Annotated in this window: 21 protein-coding genes; 19 read left to right on the top strand and 2 right to left on the bottom strand. The window is 37.1% G+C overall.

The genetic code is table 11. The features are described 5' to 3' along the window. Nucleotides 1–64: 64 nt before the first annotated feature. The 7 genes from LV704_RS06110 (at nucleotide 65) to LV704_RS06080 (ending at nucleotide 7,741) form a co-directional block, all read left to right on the top strand. Complete coding sequence (locus LV704_RS06110) at nucleotides 65–406, top strand: hypothetical protein (protein ID WP_163421233.1); 342 nt, start codon at nucleotides 65–67, stop codon at nucleotides 404–406. Beyond that, nucleotides 381–545: a hypothetical protein gene (locus tag LV704_RS06105; RefSeq protein WP_163421234.1), complete on the top strand. Its 165-nt coding sequence runs from the start codon at nucleotides 381–383 to the stop codon at nucleotides 543–545. The genes LV704_RS06110 and LV704_RS06105 overlap by 26 nt, the downstream gene beginning before the upstream one ends. Before the next feature lie 138 nt (nucleotides 546–683). Further along, nucleotides 684–2,546: a tetratricopeptide repeat protein gene (locus LV704_RS06100; RefSeq protein ID WP_163421235.1), complete on the top strand. Its 1,863-nt coding sequence runs from the start codon at nucleotides 684–686 to the stop codon at nucleotides 2,544–2,546. Beyond that, the gene (locus LV704_RS06095) at nucleotides 2,543–3,313 is read left to right on the top strand and encodes a LytTR family DNA-binding domain-containing protein (protein ID WP_163421236.1); all 771 of its coding nucleotides are present in this window, start codon (nucleotides 2,543–2,545) and stop codon (nucleotides 3,311–3,313) included. Before LV704_RS06100 ends, LV704_RS06095 begins: the two co-directional genes overlap by 4 nt. Before the next feature lie 116 nt (nucleotides 3,314–3,429). Further along, nucleotides 3,430–4,593: a methionine adenosyltransferase gene (metK, locus tag LV704_RS06090; RefSeq protein WP_163421237.1), complete on the top strand. Its 1,164-nt coding sequence runs from the start codon at nucleotides 3,430–3,432 to the stop codon at nucleotides 4,591–4,593. 32 nt (nucleotides 4,594–4,625) lie between these two features. Next, nucleotides 4,626–6,308 (top strand): methionine--tRNA ligase, encoded by a 1,683-nt coding sequence (gene metG, locus LV704_RS06085; RefSeq protein ID WP_163421238.1) that lies wholly within the window; start codon nucleotides 4,626–4,628, stop codon nucleotides 6,306–6,308. Between the two features lie 179 nt (nucleotides 6,309–6,487). Beyond that, nucleotides 6,488–7,741: a cystathionine gamma-synthase family protein gene (locus LV704_RS06080; protein ID WP_163421239.1), complete on the top strand. Its 1,254-nt coding sequence runs from the start codon at nucleotides 6,488–6,490 to the stop codon at nucleotides 7,739–7,741. A gap of 192 nt (nucleotides 7,742–7,933) precedes the next feature. Here the strand turns inward: LV704_RS06080 and LV704_RS06075 are convergent, their stop codons facing one another. Further along, entirely contained in the window at nucleotides 7,934–8,476 is a 543-nt protein-coding gene (locus LV704_RS06075) for a hypothetical protein (RefSeq protein ID WP_163421240.1), read from the bottom strand. A gap of 689 nt (nucleotides 8,477–9,165) precedes the next feature. Here LV704_RS06075 and LV704_RS06070 point away from each other — a divergent pair. From LV704_RS06070 to LV704_RS06025, 10 genes are all read left to right on the top strand, one after another. Next, a complete protein-coding gene (locus LV704_RS06070) occupies nucleotides 9,166–11,115 on the top strand; it encodes a ComEC/Rec2 family competence protein (RefSeq protein WP_163421241.1) in 1,950 nt (649 codons plus the stop codon). A gap of 445 nt (nucleotides 11,116–11,560) precedes the next feature. Further along, a complete protein-coding gene (locus LV704_RS06065; RefSeq protein WP_163421242.1) occupies nucleotides 11,561–12,220 on the top strand; it encodes a recombinase family protein in 660 nt (219 codons plus the stop codon). Nucleotides 12,221–12,385: 165 nt separating this feature from the next. Continuing rightward, on the top strand, nucleotides 12,386–14,587 hold the full coding sequence (locus LV704_RS06060) for a S8 family peptidase (protein ID WP_163421243.1): 2,202 nt from the start codon (nucleotides 12,386–12,388) through the stop codon (nucleotides 14,585–14,587). A gap of 80 nt (nucleotides 14,588–14,667) precedes the next feature. Next, nucleotides 14,668–14,937 carry a hypothetical protein gene (locus LV704_RS06055; RefSeq protein ID WP_163421244.1) on the top strand — a complete coding sequence of 90 codons (270 nt, stop codon included), beginning with the start codon at nucleotides 14,668–14,670 and terminating at the stop codon, nucleotides 14,935–14,937. A 58-nt stretch (nucleotides 14,938–14,995) separates the two neighbouring features. Beyond that, nucleotides 14,996–15,595: a hypothetical protein gene (locus tag LV704_RS06050; protein WP_163421245.1), complete on the top strand. Its 600-nt coding sequence runs from the start codon at nucleotides 14,996–14,998 to the stop codon at nucleotides 15,593–15,595. A gap of 87 nt (nucleotides 15,596–15,682) precedes the next feature. Then, nucleotides 15,683–15,844, top strand: a complete 162-nt coding sequence (locus LV704_RS06045; protein WP_163421246.1) for a hypothetical protein — start codon at nucleotides 15,683–15,685, stop codon at nucleotides 15,842–15,844. A gap of 110 nt (nucleotides 15,845–15,954) precedes the next feature. Beyond that, nucleotides 15,955–16,218: a hypothetical protein gene (locus LV704_RS06040; RefSeq protein WP_163421247.1), complete on the top strand. Its 264-nt coding sequence runs from the start codon at nucleotides 15,955–15,957 to the stop codon at nucleotides 16,216–16,218. 98 nt (nucleotides 16,219–16,316) lie between these two features. After that, nucleotides 16,317–16,586: a hypothetical protein gene (locus LV704_RS06035; RefSeq protein WP_163421248.1), complete on the top strand. Its 270-nt coding sequence runs from the start codon at nucleotides 16,317–16,319 to the stop codon at nucleotides 16,584–16,586. A gap of 105 nt (nucleotides 16,587–16,691) precedes the next feature. After that, complete coding sequence (locus LV704_RS06030; protein WP_163421249.1) at nucleotides 16,692–17,918, top strand: DUF1028 domain-containing protein; 1,227 nt, start codon at nucleotides 16,692–16,694, stop codon at nucleotides 17,916–17,918. 53 nt (nucleotides 17,919–17,971) lie between these two features. Further along, nucleotides 17,972–18,445: a hypothetical protein gene (locus LV704_RS06025; RefSeq protein ID WP_163421250.1), complete on the top strand. Its 474-nt coding sequence runs from the start codon at nucleotides 17,972–17,974 to the stop codon at nucleotides 18,443–18,445. Nucleotides 18,446–18,453: 8 nt separating this feature from the next. On the opposite strand, the gene LV704_RS06020 is transcribed toward LV704_RS06025, so the two are convergent. Continuing rightward, nucleotides 18,454–18,996 (bottom strand): DinB family protein, encoded by a 543-nt coding sequence (locus LV704_RS06020; RefSeq protein WP_163421251.1) that lies wholly within the window; start codon nucleotides 18,994–18,996, stop codon nucleotides 18,454–18,456. A gap of 199 nt (nucleotides 18,997–19,195) precedes the next feature. On the opposite strand from LV704_RS06020, the gene LV704_RS06015 reads away from it, so the two are divergent. Both LV704_RS06015 and LV704_RS06010 read left to right on the top strand, forming a co-directional pair. After that, nucleotides 19,196–19,732, top strand: coding sequence for a hypothetical protein (locus LV704_RS06015; RefSeq protein ID WP_163421252.1), 537 nt, complete (start codon nucleotides 19,196–19,198; stop codon nucleotides 19,730–19,732). Between the two features lie 14 nt (nucleotides 19,733–19,746). Next, a complete protein-coding gene (locus LV704_RS06010; protein WP_163421253.1) occupies nucleotides 19,747–20,022 on the top strand; it encodes a hypothetical protein in 276 nt (91 codons plus the stop codon). The last annotated feature ends 1 nt before the right edge of the window (nucleotide 20,023 follow it).

Here is a 20,023-nt window from a genome sequence, read left to right as displayed (position 1 = left end):
GTGATATGTATGTAATGTTGCAATGACAATCGCATAAGGCCTAATGCAATTTAAAAAGAGTGAGATGGAAACCAAAGATTATGTATCAATATTAGCTTTTTATAACAAAGAACGGAAAATCAAGAGTGTTGAAATAACAGAAAATAAAGCCGTAATCATTTGTCGAAAAGCACATCATCGATCGATGGGGTTCCATAAAACGATCTGTAAACGGATAATGACCGATTTTTCCTGTACTGTTGGGTTAAGGCCAGAAATGGACTATGGCTGGAACAACAGTATTGATGTCCTAATCAATAGTCTGCGCAGACGCTTTTATCATCGAAAATATCCATCTGGAGATGAAGAATTTAAAAGCGTCAATTTTTGGTTGCGTGCTAATGGCATGTTTCTGGAGTTGCGATAAATCTGATTCTGTTGAGACGTATGAGGAGTTGATGCCCGTTGTCACCACTGAGGAGGAAGAGATTCCTACCAAGGAGGATGCGGTCAATGCCACTACGGCTTCCACAGAAGAGGAAGAGATTCCAACAAAAGAAGAGTAAAAAGTAAGAGCTCGTCAGAAATGATGGGCTCTCTTGATTTTATGTGCATCTTTGGGAAGCGCATTGATTGAATCGATAAATTTATCATCCTGGAAATTCTCAATTTTGGAACTTTTTCGAAAAGCTTGCTTCCTAATTTTGTCCCTTTCGGTTTGCCTGGTTTACACGCAGGAGCAAACAAAAGGTGATAGTCTTTCCGATTTAGCGGATGGATATTATAGAAAGAATGAATTTGGGAAAGCAATAGGTCAAGAGCGTTTGGCCTTGTTGTGGTACCAACAATTGGAGGAGGCATCCAAAATATCAAGTAAACTTAACAATATAGGGTTATATCATTATATGTTGGCCCAGTATGATAGTAGTCTATATTATTATAAGCAGTCACTAAAAATCGATTTGGACCTTGGCGACCAAAGACGTGTGATCAGTCGATACAAGAACATTGGCATTACGTATAAAAAAATGGGGGATTTCAATACGTCCATTGAATATTACCTAAAGGCTTTGAACATATCTCATAACACAAAAAATAGAAAGGAACTGGGTTCTATTTACAATAGCGTTGCCAACATTTTATTGATACAGGAAAAACCTAAAGAAGCCATACAGTACTTAAAAAATGCCTCTAAGGAACTCCTTGTTCAAAAAGATACATCAGGATATTCTAAAGCAATCAACAACCTAGGGAGTGCACATTTTAAATTGGCCCAATACGATAGTGCCATGTACTATTACAAAAGGGCTGTTACATTGAAAAGGGTCTCGTCCAAAACTACCAGTGTCGCGGCTAACTTGAACAATATAGGAGAAGTTTTTCTTGCGATGAAGCAGGTTGATAGTGCCTTGATTTATTTTAAGCAAGCTCTGGATTTGAAATTAGTTGAAAAAAATGCACAAAGTATAGTGCTTACATCCAATAATATTGCCAAGGTGTACTTGGACCAATCTAAAGCTCGGGAAGCTTCCAAATACTTGGATATTAGCGAAACAAATCTCAAAAGTACCGATAGCAAAAATTTATTGGCCGAATTCCATTATTTAAAATCAAGATGGAATGAACTTACAGGCAATACTATTTTGGCATTGGACCATTACAAAAAATGGAAAAGCCTTCAGGACCAAATCTTTCAAACGGAACAGCTTGAAGTAGCTGAAAAATTAAATCAATACGAAAAGAACCTTATTGAGGGAGAAAAAAGGAAAGCCCAAGAACAGGTGTTATGGCAACAAAAATTGAATCAGCAACAAAATACTGTGATATGGGTAATCGCCATAGCCTTGGTTATAGGGGCAGTATTACTTTTCATCATAGGTCGATCGAGAGAAAAGTTGAAAAATTTAAATTATCAACTAGAAGACAAAAATAGAATGGTTGAAAAACTAAATATCGATTTGAATATACTTGTTGAGGAAGTTAAGCATCGTAAGCAAAATGACTTCAATAGGCTCATGGGAACGATTGAACAAATTGAAGAACACAATGAAGGATTAATCGGGTTATTTAGCCAATTATATAGCACGATAATCTCCACCTCTGATATTGATGACTTTTTGGAAAGCTCTGATGATGGCCATATCATAGATATATGTGAATTCTTTATTGTACTAATACGGAAACTTAGTGTTGTCCACAGACTTGAGGAAAAGAATGTAGTATTCGACCATCAAATAGCGTCAAGAAAAATTCCCGCAAACACAGCCTCAATTCTCGCGTTCATTACATGTGAACTTGTAAACAACTCTGTCAAATACGGTGTTTCCAGGACAAGAAACCCAAAATTTGGATTGCATATTTCATTTAAAAAGGAAGAGTGCCACTTTAGCTATTCCGATAATGGCGACAATGAACATTTTAAAGAGAGCTTTACCAACAGTAAAAACCTTGGATGGTCCATAGTAAACCGATTAATTGCCTCGTTAAACGGTAATCCAAAACTATCAAGGGAAGCCGGGCAGAGTCTGGTGACATTCACCTTTGATCTAATAACAAACAAAATATGAAAGTACTTGTACTAGAAGATGATTTGTTGGAAGCGGAAAGAATAACCAAAATGGTAAACAATTATTTCAATGGGCAATGTGAGATTATTGGACCATTTACAGAATTCAGGATGGCCGTAAATTCCATTAGGACCATCAGACCAGACTTCGCAATTGTGGATATACAGTTGGGTAAAGACCGATATGGTGGTGTGAACTTTGCCGAAGTACTCCATCAACTTTATGATGTTCCATTGATTTTCATTTCAGGGATTACCGATAATCACCTGTTGCAACAAACGGAACAAATCGAGTTTTGTGATTTCCTCAAAAAGCCCTGGCAACATGCTGGTTTCCGAAAGGCGCTGGAAAAAGCTCTGCACTTGGCAAAATCTGAAAAAAAGTCAATTCACCGAACCACCATTTTGCCAAGTGCAAAAGCTCGTTTTTGGGCCAAGTTGAATAAAGGCGAATATGAGGCGATACCCTACGAAGACATAATATTGATAAAATCGGATCGACATTACAATGAAATTCTCATCCGAAACAGAAAGCAATATTTACTTGTCAAGGGCAATTTGCAAAGCGAGTTGTTTGACACCCATTTCCGTTTTTATGACAATTTCTTTTTAATGGGCAGAAGTATTGTCCTTAACCGTGATTATATCCAAAAGGTAAGGGGAAATCAGTTGTTTTTTGGCACCAGCCATCTAGAAACGTTTCCTATAGCCATTCCTAGGAATTGGAAGCCCAAATTACTTAAATGGCTGGAAATAAATGAAACCTGAAAGCCCTTAAACTCTAGTCAAGACTGCATTTGGGGTACTAAGACCTGCGATTTGAGAGTTTTTTTTCTATAACCATTCGATTTTTGAGATCATTGGGTTAACAAAATGATATTCCCATGATAAGAACAGCAGAACATGTATCCAATGGTCATCCTGATAAGTTTTGTGATCAGGTAGCCGACCATATTCTGGATTCCGTACTCAGACTTACGAAAGATCCCAATGAGAAAAAGGCAGTCAGAACTGCAATTGAATGTCTGGCCAAAGACAATCTGTTGATTGTTTCCGGTGAAATAAAGACCAGCGCTGCTGTTAGCGCACAAATCAACATTGAAGAACTTGCACGAGAAGTTTGGCGTAAAGTGGGCTATTCCGATCACGGAGTGCTTACCGTTATAGACTATGTCAAGCCACAATCATTGGATATAGGAGCAGGTAGTGGCTTACATAATGGCAGCTCATTTACTGGCACCGATAACTTTGGGGCAGGTGATCAGGGTATCATGATAGGATATGCAACCGACGAAACTGAAGATATGTTACCTCTGGAATATGTCGTGGCAAGAGATTTTTGTAAAAAGGTCAAGGAGCTTAGACAACAAGGAAAATTACCCTATCTAAAATCTGACTGCAAAACACAGGTCACCCTTGACTTCACGAACAACAGGGTAACTAGCATTATTATTGCCGTACAGCACTCGGAAGAAGTTGGGACTGACCAAATCAAACGTGATATGATCCAATATGCACTGCTGCCCGTATTGGATAAGTATCAGCTCAGCACCAGCGCGGCCATTCAAGATATTGCCAAGGTAAATGGCACGGGCACCTTCGTTATTGGGGGAACCATCGGTGATGCGGGGGTAGTCGGTCGTAAAATAGTCATTGATGCCTACGGTCCTAGGGTACCTGTTGGTGGGGGAGCTTATAGCGGCAAGGACTTTACCAAAGTAGATCGGTCTGCAGCCTATATGGCCAGACATATAGCAAAACATATCGTAGCGCACAAAATACAGGGTGCAAAAGCGTGTACGGTCAACCTGGCATATGGGATAGGACAGAAGCAATCAGAAATGGTCACTGCTGTAACAGATTCGGGGCAAGATTTGTCCAAATACGTCCTTGAGAAATTCAAAGATTTATCTCCAGAATTCATTATTGATTTCCTCAGTCTTTCGAACCCACAATCCTTGTTGGATGAATCAGGCTGGAATTATTTCAAAACAGCTTCTTTTGGTCATTATGGGAAACCATACTTACCATGGGAGAGGGTTAACTAAGTATTTTTAACAAAATTAATCGTAACAGTATAATGGGGGAAGTTAAACGATACTTGATTACCTCGGCATTACCGTATGCCAATGGTCCTCTGCACGTAGGTCATTTAGCAGGTGCTTACGTGCCGGCCGATATATATGTAAGGTATTTAAGGTTATTAAAACATGATGTAAAATTTATATGTGGCTCGGACGAGCATGGGGCCGCAATCACAATGCGTGCAAAAACCATCAATTCTACACCTAAGGAAATCGTTGAAAAATACCATGCTATCAACAAACAAAGCTTCAAGGAATTTGGTATTTCATTCGATATCTACCACAGAACTTCAGCTTCTCTGCACCATAAGGTCTCGCAGGACTTTTTTAAAAAATTAAATGGTAAAAATGTATTCCGAACCAAGGTGGTTGAACAATATTATGATGAGAAGGAGGAACAGTTCCTTGCCGACAGGTACATTCAAGGACAGTGTCCGAAGTGTAACTATCAAGAAGCCTTTGGTGATCAATGTGAAAGTTGTGGGAGTGATTTGAGTCCATCCGACCTGATCGATCCGCGATCGACCTTGAGCGGAAATGCTCCGGTCATGAGGAGGACCAAACATTGGTTTCTTCCCATGCAGGAATACCAGCAGTGGGTCTCTGAATGGATACGGGATTGCCAAAAAAAGGAACACTGGAAAAAACACGTATTGGGACAATGTGAATCATGGATCAAACAGGGGCTTCGTGAAAGGGCTATGACACGGGATTTGGAATGGGGGGTCAAGGTGCCCTTGGAGGATGCAAAGGGTAAAGTATTATATGTATGGTTAGATGCTCCTATTGGGTATATTTCCGCAACACAAGCCTTAACAAATGAATGGGAGAAATACTGGAAAGACAAGGATACAAAATTGGTTCATTTTATTGGTAAGGACAACATTGTCTTCCACTGCATAATCTTTCCTATTCTGCTCCACGCCCATGGTGAATATACCCTTCCGATAAATATTCCTGCAAACCAATTCATGAATTTGGAGAAATCAAAAATATCAACTTCCAGAAACCATGCCGTATGGCTTACCGATTACATGGAACGCTTTCCGGAAAAGCAGGATGCCCTTAGGTACTATTTGACAGTCAACATGCCGGAGAACAAAGATTCCGATTTTGCTTGGAAAGAATTTCAAGCCAAAGTGGACAGTGATCTTGTTGGTGTTTTAGGAGGGTTTTTTAACAGGACGTTTTCTTTGATTCACAAAAATTTTAATGGGAGGGTAGGATTTCCCAAGAATGTTTCGGACACCGGATCAAAAGACCTTCGAAACAACGTTTTTTCCAACATTGAAAAATTCAAAGTGGAATTTGATCGGTATATCCATGGCTATGAGTTCAAAAAAGCCTCGGACACCTATATCAACCTTGCCAGACAGGGCAATAAATTGTTACATGAAACCAGTCCTTGGAAAATAATGGGGGATGACCCAAATTCAGCAGAGTACATTCTAGCCCTATGTATGGAAATTGTTGCAGTCCTAGTAGCGTATATGGAGCCTTTGCTCCCTTTTACATGTAGGAGATTAAAGGATTATCTCGAAATCAAGACTGATGATGTTCAGCAAATACTAGATGGAGATTATAAGATAGAAAAAATCAAAATAGGTAAGGTTATACACTTTTTCGAAAGAATAGATTCTGAGGCAGTTAATCGAGAGCTGGACAAACTGAATTTATAAAGCTATTTTTCCTTCCACCACATTTTGGCAAACTTCCCTATAAAACTCTTTAATGTTCAATCCAATCATGGCTTTATTGCCTATGTTGGATTTGGGGTCGACTAACCTGCATTTGGGGAATAATTTTCTTGTCCGCAAAAAGTATTGCAGAATTTTAGAAATAATTAAAAATTGTAGTTATGAGTGTTATAAGTTCTAAAAAAATGCAACCCGAAAGCCTAATGATGTCGCATGGACATAATCCCGAAAATGCGGAGAGCTCCGTAAAGCCCCCAATTTTTCAAACAAGTACTTTTGTCTTTGAATCCGCTGAGCAAGGAAAGCGGTTTTTCCAACTAGCATACGGTCTTGATCAAGCTGCCGAAGGAGAAAGACTTGGAAATATTTATAGCCGTTTGAACAATCCAAATCTAGAAATTTTGGAAAAAAGGCTTGCCCTTTGGGACGGAGCAGAGGATTGCGCAGTGTTTTCAAGCGGTATGGCAGCAATTACCTCCACATTTTTTGAATTGCTAAAACCTGGGGACTTACTATTGCATGGGGCACCGCTTTATGGAGGCACCGATCACTTCATTACAAAAATGGTGAAGCATTATGGTATCGATACACTGGAGTTCAAGTCTGGGGAATCCGAAGATGAGATTAGACAAAGAATAACGAGGGGCCAGGGAAATTTGAAAATGATATATGTAGAAACACCAACCAATCCCACCTCTGCGATTTTCGACCTTGAAATGTGCAAACGTCTGGCTGATCACTTTTCGACATCCGAGGACAAGGTGATTCTAGTGGTGGATAACACCTATATGGGTCCGGTTTGGTCGCAGCCCTTGAAGCATGGGGCGGATTTGGTATTGTACTCAGCTACCAAGTATATTGGTGGACATTCTGACTTAATCGCTGGAGCTTGTGCTGGCAATGCCGAATTAATCGGACAAATAAAGGGATTTAGAACCTTTGTGGGAAATATGACAGATTCCTGGACAGCATGGCTAATGACCCGTAGTCTTGAAACCCTTAAGGTGAGGATGGAACAACAGGCCAGGAATGCTGCAATATTGGCACAGCGACTTGAACAGCACGAAAAGGTTGGAAAGGTATATTATTTGGGCCTTCTTCAAGAATCTGACCCAGCATATCCGATTTTCAAAAGACAGTATTCCTCTTCTGGGGCAATGATATCCTTTGACATAAAAGGTTCGGAAGATGAGGCGTTTAAAGTCCTAGATAATTTGAACTTGATAAAACTGGCGGTAAGCCTGGGAGGAACCGAGAGTTTGGCGGAACACCCCTTTTCCATGACACATGCTGATGTAGAAAGCAAAAGAAAAAGAAATCTTGGTTTTACTGAAAGAATGATTCGTTTGTCCGTAGGTGTGGAAAACACGGAAGATCTTTGGGATGACCTTTCTCAAGCTTTGGGAAAGATATAATGCATATAGTGCTAATGTTGTATCGGAGATATTGGAGGGGCAATCAAAATGCCTCTCCTTTATTTTGTGCTAGCAACTTAGATACCCGATTTACTTTTACCACCGTTTTCTGTCATTAAAATAGCCCTTTAGATAAAATTTAAGCAAGTTTAGAAATAGGTGCAATTTAATGCATTGGAATTGTTCGCTTACCTAGTCAGGTACTTTTCCAAACTTGAATATGTCAATGCCCAAGGAGAGCCCAAACCAAAATGCACCATCATAATCCCAAATATTAGTCCCCCTTCCCATGGCTTGGTCCCATCCGATAAAGGTTCCGATTCCCAAGGAATTGAAATAATAGGTGCTGTCCTGTTTGACATTTCGGTTGTTGAGGTAATAGTTTACATATAATTTATCTTCTTGAAGCTTTAAAAAAGCTTTGGCCTCATTTGGGCATTCCGTGCATTTTTTTCCCTCTTTGCTTTCCATGGATGTTTTTTCGGTCACCGTAATCTTGTTGATAACGACCGTATCCTCAACTTTACCGGTAATAGAATCTTTTATTTTGAATTTTTCCTCAATGGTCCGTTCAATTTTGGTTTCAACATCCTTTAATCTTTTAATCTCCTTTTGAACGTGATTTGGTCCGTATTTGTTTTTGATTTTATATTTAGTCTTAAGGGTCAATCTTTCTTGTCCATTGGCAAAGCCAACTGCAAAAACCAAAAACAGAATTTTAATTACTCTTTGCATCTTACGTTTCTTTAAGGGTGAATCAAAGCTTGTCATGGATTACTGGAAATTAAATAATCCGAAAACAAATATTTTGGGGAGGTAAATGTCTCTGAACGAGAGATTTAAATATTGATTTTATCTTGAAGAATAGAATAGTACTCGATTAAAAACCAATTTTATTGATAAAGTGTTTTTGTTGTATAAAGGCCATAGTTTGACTAAGATTTTTGTTTTTAATTTTTGCGTAAAAACCCTAGTTTTTAAAGAATTAAGTTGTTTTCAGTTGCTGGCAAAAGAAATCAAGTATCATGGTTGGTTAGAATAGCATTTTCCAACATCGAATAAAACGAATTTGAGCTGTCAAATTTTAAGGACTAATTATGGTGTGTTTGGTAGGTGCTTAATAGTATTCCTCTTATTTTAAAGAAATCACTATCAACATAATCATATTGACAAGGGAAGTGTATATGATGAAGATTATTCGAGTAAACTTCAAAATAGCTTATCTTGAAAACTGCTTCTAAGAAATTTCCTTATGCTGGTTATACGACTTTTTCATTAATTACGTAACTGAGATCTATCGGATCATAATGCAAATACTATAAGATTTTTTTATATATTTAGCTGTACTTTCCCCGAAAAATGTCCGATTTATCTGAGTTTCGATATTTTTTTGACATAAGTTTAACTCTTTAACTCTTTATACTATGACCAAAGGATGGGTAAGAGCATACTCCGAAGAAAACAGTATGGTTAATTCAAGTGAGCCATACCAGAAAAGACAATTAAGGGCCAAGTTCAGAAAAAAGTTCAGAACCGAACTGAAATCGAACAGCAGTGAAACTGCTTCCGTACTTAGAACGTTAAAGTGGGGTGATGAAGTTGAACTTCCCAACCAATTGGAGAACACTAAATGGACAAGGGTTAAGTTTAAGAGCCAACAAGGTTTTGTGCTTTCAAAACATCTTGTGGAAATAGCTTATGTAAGAAAAACGGGGACCTCAAATTCAGGCTTGGTAAAGTCCATGAAAACAGCCAAAAATAAAAACAAAAAACTGTTGTGGGGAGACCTTGTGCAAATCTCAAAACGCGGAAGAAGTATATGTGAGGTCCGGGTTCGCGGTACACATGGCAAAATGAGTACTAAGGATTTGGTGAGCGAACCCCTATTGGAAGTATACTTTGTGGATGTTACCCAAGGTGACGGCGTTTTAGTTTGCACTCCTGACAAGAGACATTTACTAATTGATGGGGGACTTGAAAGAACGAAACAGCTCACTGGGAAAAATGCTGCCGACTTTATAGATTGGAAATTTTTCATGGATTATGGGGCTTTTGAAATTGACCTTGATAGTATGATGGCCTCACATTCTGATAATGACCACTATGGCGGTTTACATGACCTAGTCCGCTCTGACAGTCCAATGTCCGACCGCGAGTTGGACAGTTTAAAAGTGAACATCAAGACCTTCCACCATCCAGGACTCTCCAGATGGAGAAACAATACAAGTGCAAACCCAAAACACTCCCAAGGCCTTGGTGCTGCCACCAGTGAAGGCTTTATACAACTTCTGGGGGATAGAAGCGATGCAGAAGGTGCGGTTTCAAAAGATAGTGTCGAGAAACTTTCCGGGCCTTGGAAATCATTTATCAATGATGTTCTGAATAATAGTGTTAGCACGAAGGTGGAACGAATAACCCTTGACAGAAATGTTCTTTCTTCTGGGAGAAACCTTCCCAATCTTTGGAAAACAAAGCATGGTTGTGAAATCAAAATTCTTGGACCGGTATCTTTTGTTGATGGTAAAGGGAGGGAAACCCTTCCTGATTTTGGTAAAAAATCATTTAACACCAACGGACACAGCATTTGCCTGAGAATTGATTATGGGGATTCGAAAATTCTGCTGACAGGAGATTTGAACTCTGAAAGCATGGACTGGATAAGTAATTGCTATGGGGACAGGATTGGTGCCTGGGAATGTGATGTTGCTAAAGCATGTCACCATGGAGGCAATGACATATCCTATAAATTTCTTGAAAAGATAAAAGCTGCCGCCACTATAATATCATCTGGGGATGCAGAGGGTCATGCACATCCAAGGCCCGAAATAGTTGGCGCAAGTGCAACAACAGGTTTCAAAAATATCGATAGGCATAAAGATAAGCTTATTACACCCTTGATCTACATGACTGAAATTGAAAGAAGTGTTACCCTAGGGGCTGTCAACAGAATTGATTTTGAAGGATTGCCTATCGGTTCCAACACGTTGGACGGGGTCATTTTAGGCCGTGAGCTGGATGAATTCAACGACAAAGCCCACCTAAGTCCGGAACAATTTTGGAAGCATAAGGCAATAAAAGATAAAAATGAGGCCAATCGATTTTTAAGAAAGGCCGTAAGGGAACAAAAGAAGATACTAACTCCTATTGAGAAAGAGGGCAAAAAGGGAAATATCAAAGTAAACTTTAATCTTACCAAGCCCAATGGCCCCCTCTCACCAGAAAACACGATTAAAAGTGCATGGCGTTCCAGGGTCATGGAAAAAAATCATTATGGGCTGGTCAATGTAAGAACTGATGGGGATACCATTATGTGTGCCACTCTGGATGAAACCGAGCATAAATGGGTGGCACACTCTTTTCCTGCTCGATTTTAGCGATTAAAAAACGTCAATCAAGATTATTGGCCGTTTCTATAACCGTTCTAACTCGTTCATAAATTTTTTCAGGTCGTTATCTCAGCCTGGCCAGATTCTAGGAGTTCTGCTTTTCGCTGACGGTCAACGAGCATTAGTCCCGTGGAGATACGCATTATGTCAATATGGTCCGATTGGCTTGCTTTTTTGCTGTAAAGGCCGAGATAAGCTATTGGGTTCGTTCGGATATTTAATGTGCTGTTTTTTTTTACAGCCGTTATTCCTTTCAATGCGGGGATTTTCACCTACTCAACCCTTCTTCTCTTTTAGTTGGTCAAGTGAAGCGAAGCAAAATTAATCACCGTTTTTGTAAACTTTTGTTTCCAAACTTGTTCATTACCCTTGGCAAGTTTACTTTAACCGTACACTTTTAAAGTTTACCTTGTACATGTTTAAATAACACGGAATGACATTTGGTTATGCAAGGGTGAGCACAAAATCCCAAAAACATGATTTACAGGTTGACGCTTTTTTGAAGGAAGGCATCGAACCGAAGAATATTTATGCTGATATTTCATCTGGAGCAAAAAGTGAACGTAAGGGTTTAGACGAATTACTTTCCAAATTAAGGGAAGGCGACACAATTGTCGTCTGGAAAATGGACCGTATTGCAAGGAGCCTTTCTCATTTGGTCAAATTAATCGAGGATTTTGAGAAACGGGGAATCCATTTTAAAAGCATTCAGGAGAATTTTATTGACACCTCTTCTCCCCACGGAAGGTTCGTGTTCAACCTATTCGCATCGATTGCCCAATTGGAACGTGACATTATTATCGAAAGGACTCGGGCCGGTCTGGAAAGTTCAAGACGCAGAGGTGTTCGACTGGGGAGAAAACCTGGTTTAGGTCAGAAAGCAAAACATAAAGCTATTCTAGCTGAAAAGTACTACCGAGACAATAAGCTAAGTATCGAAGAAATTATGAAGTTAATTGAAGTTGGTTCTAAAAGAACACTTTATAAATATTTGGCTCACCAAGGTAGAAGAACTTGTAAAGAATGCGGTACATTGTTTTGGGACAAGAATCAAAATTTAGAGGAGGCTCTTTGTCATAAACACGTTGAATAAGTTTAAAAAAGTAGACATAATCCATAAAAAAACTAAGGGTTTTGTATAATCTAGTTTTTATTGAAAGCCATATCTTCACACTGTTCCCCGAAACTTCTTGTAAAATTCAATTGTTTTGAAGAAATGTACCTTAATGGCATTTCTCGGTAAAATAAGTAGTTAAACATGGGCGAGGATAAATTTCACTACGAAATACCAAAGGAAAATATTAGAAATGCGAAATATGAAAAACAAGGATTTTCACCTACAGTTAAACGTATTAACCATTCGCAACACGGGATAAGGTTAAGGACTCTAACTCGAAACTTTGTAAAATCTACCTTATCCAAAAAAGATATTGAATATACTAGTGACTTGTTCCTGCAACTAGAAACGCCGGATAAGGTTACTATCAAGAGTCAAAAACAAAAAATTGAAAATTTAGGATTTGAACTCTTATCCTTTTCTACGAATAACGAGTCGATTGGTACGGCTAAAATTGGTAAGGATAAGTTCCCAAAATTTGAAGAAAGACTTAACAACTACATCGAGTCAGCTGACAATACTGGAAAGACCTATTTCGCTCCAATAGAAAACATTTCCAGTATTCCACCGGAAACCAAAATTTCTAGAAAAATAGATTTCGAATCAGAAGAGGAAATAGAGATAACAATAAACTTATTTAGCGTAATTTCCAAAAAGGAACTTTTGGCAATTTCAAATTCAATTGAGGTAGAATTGCGAAATTACTCGACAATTATCCGTAAAAGAGATTTCAAAAATGGTATAACAATCATTTATTGCAAACTGCAAGCTAAACATTTAGCCAAAATAGCAGCGGATTACTCCACTATCAAGGAAATTAAATTAAGTCAAACTTTTTTTGTCCCACAGGCAATGCCGACGGAAGCCTTACCAAACCCCTTAAAAATAGACAAAATAACGTCTGACTCCATTATCTGCATTGTTGACTCGGGCATAAGCAAAAACCCTATAATGGATGACTTAATAAAAGATAGGTTTGTCTATGTTGACTCTGCTTCCATTGATTGTGATTATAATCACGGAACATTTGTTGCCAGTAGATGCGTATTTGGGGATAACATTGATAGTTGTTTAGGGTCACATAATCTAATACCATACTGCAACCTAATTGATTTAGCTGTCTTTGGTGTAGACCATTCTGGCCAGTTATTAGGCCCAAGTGAGTTCTTGCTAATGAGTGCGATTGAGGATGTAGTTGATAAATATAGTGGTGTTGTTCAAGTATACAACCTTTCTTTGGGGGCCGATTCACCAATCAGTGATGCACAATTCTCCGATATAGCCAAGCTTTTAGATTATTTATCTAAGAAATATAAAGTTCTGTTTGTAATTGCTGCTGGCAATATGACCAGTCTATTGGGTGATTTTCCAAACGGTCATTTTGGCAATGCAAATTCAAGAATTGGATGCCCTGCCGAATCTTTATTGGGATTAACCATTGGTTCAATAGCAAAACATACAAACCCGAATGCTCTGTCTGGTAGTAATGTTGTGTCTCCTTTTTCCAGGAAAGGCCCAGGAGCTGATAGAGGAATTAAACCTGAGTTGGTTGCTCATGGAGGTAATCTGATTAGTCCATATGACCACTCTTTACGTCTTGCCACCTATGGAATTTCAAAAGATGGTAATAATTTGGCAATTGACGTCGGCACAAGTCATTCAACACCTTTGATTTCTCAGTATGCCCAAAGATTATTTGATTCATATCCGCATAGTGATCCAAATCTAGTAAAGGGCCTACTATGCCACTTTACAGACCCAAGAAGTAATCATGAAGAATTGAATGAACCATCATTAAATTATGTTGGGTTTGGAGAGCCCAATGTTGATAGAGCATTAAGAGCCGGAGACAATAACGCAGCTTATATTTATGAAGGAAAATTGGATCAAGAAAATTATCAGTTTATAGGTTTTCATGTACCTTCTACACTAAACGCAAATGAACAGGAAACAAAACTTAAAATAAAAATTACAATAACCTATGATCCAATAGTGAATCCTGATAATAACAAAGAATATTCAGGAGCACGAATTACGGCCAAACTTTATAAAAACACCTTAACTGGAAAAAAAGAAATCAACATATCAAGCGATGACAAGTATAATTTACCATGGAACCCAATCATTCAATTTGAAAAAATATTTTCTAGATCATATTCTTCAGGGTACTGGGAACTAAGGTTAAGATTATATACAAGAGGTAAAGTGTCCGATAGCTATAAACAAGATTACTCCGCCGTAATTGAAATAATAGATGAAAACAAAAAAACTGATGTTTATGCAGATATTGCAAATGAGTTTTCCGAAATATATAAAAAGATCGAGGTTATAGTGGCAGCATAAACTTCGTAATCAATGAGCTCAATTATGCAAAGGGATTTGGATAAAGAGTTTCTATTCTTTTATGATTAAAAAACGATGAAATGATAAGAGTTCAATTACATTTTCAAAAGAACCTCAATCCTAAGACATACTCTTTTTTTCAAGATGTAGACTTGGAAATTGTTCCATCCAAGGGAGATATTTTTAATTACGAGGTTAGTTTTTTCAATGAATTAAGTGATGCAAATAAGAAAAAGTTTGAGGAAAAATCATTTGATATAGGAAACTATTACGTCACTAGTGTCATGAACTATACTGAGAAGGAAGGGTTGGTTGATTATATTGTTTTTATAGCACAAAGTATAAATTAACAAAGTCTCTTCACGTCAATGTATACAGGTTGTAAACAATGCTAAAAATATACTCTGAATGAAATTGAAAAAAATTAAAGGAATGGAATTAATCACAATTGGACTATCACTAATTGCTATAACTATTTCTGTTCGCAGTTGCTCAATTTCTCGAAAAGCACTTGAGATATCTCAACAAGAATATTTAGACAAGTTTAAAAATGTTTGGACAGGAGTTTATGATAAAGACAATGAAACTATTAAAATAATCCCAACAAATAAGAATGTGATTTTACAAAAAGCTACTGCTTATTATCCGGATATAATATCGGACGATAACTGGCCAATACGACCACCGGAAAATCTACTTCATATATCTTCACCTAAATTTCAAATTAGAGAAATTATAGCAGACAGTATTCTACCTGAAACAGGGAAATTTAAAGTTTTAGACACTTCAAGGATACCAATAATAATTGAATCGAACTATACTCTTAATGGTGATAATCTTTATGACACTTCGGTGTATATGATTGAATTTATGGGTTTAATTAAAGATGATGGAAGTAAACCCCATGTTGATATAAGCGGAATTGTGTTCTCGCACCAAATAAAAGAAAATACTGACTTGAAAAAGTATATAAACAATCTATGGAATAATGAAATTGTAAAAGAATAAAGTACAATTTAAAACAAATCATAGAGTAACAGATGGTCATACGAGATTGGTGAAAGTATAATAAAGGATTTGATGAAATTTGTCAAGATGAAAAAAATAAAATATTGGGCAATCACTTTTATTATAGGCTTGGCAGTTGCTATTGTAGCACATCTAGTTATTACTAATTTTTCTAAAAAAACTACCCTGTACGAACCGACGGGGTTTACTATGGTGCTAGACTTGATGGCAGAACAAGAGAGTATATAAGGTTCTATGAAAATGGTGATTTAATAAGTGTCTGGTGGCCATATGAGTTCAGTAAAATCAAGAACAATTTTAATAAGGATAACTTAGACTTTGATTGGGGAAGATACAGTGTGCGTGGGAATACAGTGACCTTTGATTTATTTGACCATGAACTTTCTAATGAATTGAGGGAATTAGCGGAACCTAAAGGACGTTATGAAGAACTTTTTAAATCTATTTATAGTGACAAATATTCCGAACTAATGATGTCAAAAAAAGAGTATTATGATGGGATTATTCATGAAGACGGAATTGAATTTAATATTACCCCCAAAGAGGGACGAGACATATCTGAAAATTACTATTTCATCAAGGTGGATAAGTATAGCCATTGAAAAACACCACAATAGCTCCAAACTGAATTTTCAAAGAAATTAAGTAGGAACTTGGACAAACTGTGGACAGAATTATGAAAACAAAGTTCAAATAAACGATGAAGAATCTTGAAAATGTAATTCTTGGGTTTAAGGGTGGTAGAGATTCAGACTTTATCAAATATATTAAGGAGAATGATTTACTTTCTTATCAAGAAAAAGAACTAGTAAATGAAATTTGGAAAGAGTCAGGCAGGTTTGAACTTTGGAACAATAAAAGCATACACGTTGGCAAGAATAATGCAGTTAAATTTATGACAGAGAATTTTCCTCTATCTAAAAAAGCAAACGAAATTATTGCAATAGCTATCTCTTATGAATGGCTATAAGTTCAAATAAAGGATTCCATCGGGTAGGTGATAAGATTTATCTACATGTTGTGTAACATATCAGACTAGTTACCATCTAATGATTATCAATCAAAGTAAAACACCATGAAACTTCCAATTACAGCCCTTACCCTTTTTTTCGTTTCCCTAATTTCATTTTCCCAGAATTTGCCATCCTTGTTGAAGGGAAAGAATATCAATTCCACCTTTTCGATTTTGGCATATGATGAGCATACGCAGGAATGGGGAATCGCTGTCGCGACCAACAATATCTATGTTGGAAATTCAACAATTTATATAGAACCGGGACTCGGTGCTTTTTCTGTAATCGCCGAAACAGAACCCAGTTATGCGCAGGCTGGTTTTGAAAAGCTAAGGGAAGGAAAGTCCATCATGGACGCCATCCAATATACCAAGAACAAAGATGACCAAGCAAACTATCGGCAGGTTTCAGGTATTGATAAAGATGGAAACGTTTATGCCTTTACTGGAAAATCATTAAAATATTGGAACGGGAATGCCTCCCAGATTTTAGGAAAGAACTATGTGGTGATGGGAAACCAATTGGAAGATAGCGTGCTTACCAGTATGTCCAGATCTTTTGAAACGGCCAATGGGACGCTTGCGCAAAGACTCATGGAAAGCCTTGTGTCCGGTCAACGGTCGGGAGGGCAGATTTCTGGGAAACAGTCGGCAGCCTTGGTCGTAAAAGGCACCAACAACGATTGGTTCAATCAGATTGACCTGCGGGTGGATCATTCCAGCAGTCCAGTCGATGACCTGAAAAAATTGATGGATTTCCATTATGGAAGGATTAGGCTAAACCAAGCACTCTATGCTCATAGAGAAGGAAACCAATCAAGGGCACTTAAAAAATTGTCAGAATCGGAGAAAATGCTTGATGGATGGACCGGGATGTATTCAAGAATTGCTTCAGCCAACATATTACTGGACAATAAAGAAAATGCCGTTAAATGGGTCAAGAAGGGAATTTCGGAAAATCCCAATTGGTCGGTGTATCTTCCAGCTTTTTATTTTTTGAAAGATTCCCCTGAAATGAAGGGATTGATCAATCCAAGTAGATTCACCACAAAAGATTGGGAAGCTGCCCTAAATATGTTGAGCAATCTTGGGAGGGAATTGGAAGTTATAGAATTGACTCATAGGCTAAAGTCTGATAAAATTGAATCTTCATATCTTAATTTCCTGCTTGGAAGAAGTTGTTTTTACGAAAAGGACAATGAAAAGGCAATCAAGTTCCTGGAGTTGGCGCTACAAATGGATAAGGAAAATATTGAGGCTGAAATGTTGTTGAACAAAATAAACAGCTAAAAGTTTAAATAAACGATTAAATCTATATTGAATGTAAATTATTGAATTGTGCAATGGAACTTATTAACACAATAGCACAAGTTGTAATGGCCCTCACCGCGGTAATTATGGCTTACCTTGCCTATATGACTTATTTAAAATCACCAGATCAAGAGGATGAGCCAGATGATGCATCCCTTACACCAGAACTTGAGAATGATTCGAAGCTTTTAAGTCAAGTAGTTTTTGTCACTTCTAAACAGGAAACAACTTTAAAAGTAACTAATCAAGGGTTGGAGTGCCATTTAAAGGATACAAGACCAGATAGAGGAGGATTACAATGGATAATTAGGCCAAACGAAGCTAGCATCATATTACAGAATTCTAATTTTTATGTTAATCCTGGATTCAGGTCACGAACAGGAAGATTTAACATAGGGATAAGAAGGAATTGGTTGTATTCAAAAAACTTGTTTCCAGAACCTGATTATCTAAAAAGTGTTATTAAGGAACTTTTAGTCAATGCTATTAGTTACAATAAAGTTTAAATAAACGATTATTGATAAAGGACATATCTGGGTGGGACCAATCCATTTAATCTTAGATATACAAGAATTTGTCCTCTGTGATGGGTAATATGATCAACCAGTAATAGGAATATCTGCTGCTTTGTTCTGTTTAAACCGAAATAATCCAGCTCTTCATCAAATTGAGCAATGTCAAATTGTTGGATAAACCTAATGGTTTCATCGAATGTTTCTTCAATGATTTTGATAATTTCCTTTTTGGATTTATTGGAAACCTTAAATCTTGTATCTGTATTCCAGTCTCTAGATTCTCTTCCCCCCAATAATGACTGACTATGCCAATCCATGGCGTACCCTATATGCATTAAATTTTCAGCAAAACTCAATGACTCTTGGGTTGCTTTAAAACCGTATTTATCCTCTGGCATCATTTCTGCTACCGCGATTAGATACTTCCTAGAATTCTCGAATCGCTCTAGATATTCTTTAATGAAGTCATTCTGTTGTGCAAACAAAGGCGCTTCAACCGTACCGAATATCATGATTATCATGAGGATGAACATTTGTCTCATTGCTTTATGTCTTTAAATATGAAAGCGTAAATAAACCGAAAAAGTAGTTAAGTAGACGGAATTATGGGTCTGATAAAGGTACTAGTACCTGATATATCAAAAAGACAACTAACCTCTAAAAAATAATTTCTACTTTCAATATGAAAATAAATAGTTTAAATAAAGGATTTGTTAACTCTTTAAAAATCAAAAATTATAAATGTATTCTCCGCTTACTAGGATTAGCCTTGTGATATTAAGTATTGTGCTGGGAGCATACCTTTTCTCCCAAAGTAATTATCTAGATGCTAGTTTATCTATAGTTGCGGGGACATTGATTATTTATGGATACTACAAATATGGTACTGTATACGCTGCTTTTCAAAAATTAAAAAAAGGAAAATTTGAAAGTGCAGAGAAACTAATTAATAAAACCAAGAATCCTGCAAGATTATCAAAGCAACAAAAGGGCTACTATCATTTTGTAAAAGGAATGATAGCTACCGAGAATGAAGATTTTGAAAATGGACATTTAGAACTTACAGAAGCACTCAAAGTGGGTCTCAGAACAGATAATGATACCTCAATTGTAATACTAAATCTAGCTTTAATTGAATTTGAACTCAAACGGTTTTTAAAAGCAAAAGTATTTCTTGATAAATTAGAGGGAGTTGAATTAAAACCTTTAGTGAAATCAGAAAAAGAAAAACTAACAGAAAAAATAAATTCAGAACTACATAGTAATTCAAAAGAATAAAGTTCGAAAAAAGGATGGAAAAGCATATTGTAGAATTAGAAACATATAGGAAGAAGTATAGTATTTTGCTTGAACAATATAATCGTAAAAACCCTCCCAAAGCTTTAAAGCAGGATATGGAAAACATACGCTACTACGTGCAAAATTATATGAGAGCTAATAATCTCTTTGAATATTTAATCTTCGGTGGGAGTACGCCACAACAACAGGCTGAATACAATGATTTCGATAGTATAAGTGATTTTGATGAAATTATTGAAGGGGTAATCTTAAAATTAAAGTCCAAATAAA

Source organism: Flagellimonas sp. CMM7 (genome assembly GCF_021390195.1).
Taxonomy (GTDB): Bacteria; Bacteroidota; Bacteroidia; order Flavobacteriales; family Flavobacteriaceae; genus Flagellimonas.
Note: the sequence above shows the minus strand (reverse complement) of the source record. Positions and strands in the feature narration are given on the sequence as shown.

Bases quoted from the DNA above. Each gene is read 5' to 3' on its own strand.
- LV704_RS06110 (WP_163421233.1), top strand. From the start codon at position 65: ATGGAAACCAAAGATTATGTATCAATATTAGCTTTTTATAACAAAGAA.
- LV704_RS06065 (WP_163421242.1), top strand. From the start codon at position 11,561: ATGACATTTGGTTATGCAAGGGTGAGCACAAAATCCCAAAAACATGAT.
- LV704_RS06050 (WP_163421245.1), top strand. From the start codon at position 14,996: ATGAAATTGAAAAAAATTAAAGGAATGGAATTAATCACAATTGGACTA.
- LV704_RS06035 (WP_163421248.1), top strand. From the start codon at position 16,317: ATGAAGAATCTTGAAAATGTAATTCTTGGGTTTAAGGGTGGTAGAGAT.
- LV704_RS06070 (WP_163421241.1), top strand. From the start codon at position 9,166: ATGACCAAAGGATGGGTAAGAGCATACTCCGAAGAAAACAGTATGGTT.
- LV704_RS06080 (WP_163421239.1), top strand. From the start codon at position 6,488: ATGAGTGTTATAAGTTCTAAAAAAATGCAACCCGAAAGCCTAATGATG.
- LV704_RS06030 (WP_163421249.1), top strand. From the start codon at position 16,692: ATGAAACTTCCAATTACAGCCCTTACCCTTTTTTTCGTTTCCCTAATT.
- LV704_RS06010 (WP_163421253.1), top strand. From the start codon at position 19,747: ATGGAAAAGCATATTGTAGAATTAGAAACATATAGGAAGAAGTATAGT.
- LV704_RS06060 (WP_163421243.1), top strand. From the start codon at position 12,386: ATGGGCGAGGATAAATTTCACTACGAAATACCAAAGGAAAATATTAGA.
- LV704_RS06055 (WP_163421244.1), top strand. From the start codon at position 14,668: ATGATAAGAGTTCAATTACATTTTCAAAAGAACCTCAATCCTAAGACA.
- LV704_RS06095 (WP_163421236.1), top strand. From the start codon at position 2,543: ATGAAAGTACTTGTACTAGAAGATGATTTGTTGGAAGCGGAAAGAATA.
- LV704_RS06025 (WP_163421250.1), top strand. From the start codon at position 17,972: ATGGAACTTATTAACACAATAGCACAAGTTGTAATGGCCCTCACCGCG.
- LV704_RS06075 (WP_163421240.1), bottom strand. From the start codon at position 8,476: ATGCAAAGAGTAATTAAAATTCTGTTTTTGGTTTTTGCAGTTGGCTTT.
- LV704_RS06045 (WP_163421246.1), top strand. From the start codon at position 15,683: ATGAAAAAAATAAAATATTGGGCAATCACTTTTATTATAGGCTTGGCA.
- LV704_RS06015 (WP_163421252.1), top strand. From the start codon at position 19,196: ATGTATTCTCCGCTTACTAGGATTAGCCTTGTGATATTAAGTATTGTG.
- LV704_RS06020 (WP_163421251.1), bottom strand. From the start codon at position 18,996: ATGAGACAAATGTTCATCCTCATGATAATCATGATATTCGGTACGGTT.
- metG (WP_163421238.1), top strand. From the start codon at position 4,626: ATGGGGGAAGTTAAACGATACTTGATTACCTCGGCATTACCGTATGCC.
- LV704_RS06105 (WP_163421234.1), top strand. From the start codon at position 381: ATGGCATGTTTCTGGAGTTGCGATAAATCTGATTCTGTTGAGACGTAT.
- metK (WP_163421237.1), top strand. From the start codon at position 3,430: ATGATAAGAACAGCAGAACATGTATCCAATGGTCATCCTGATAAGTTT.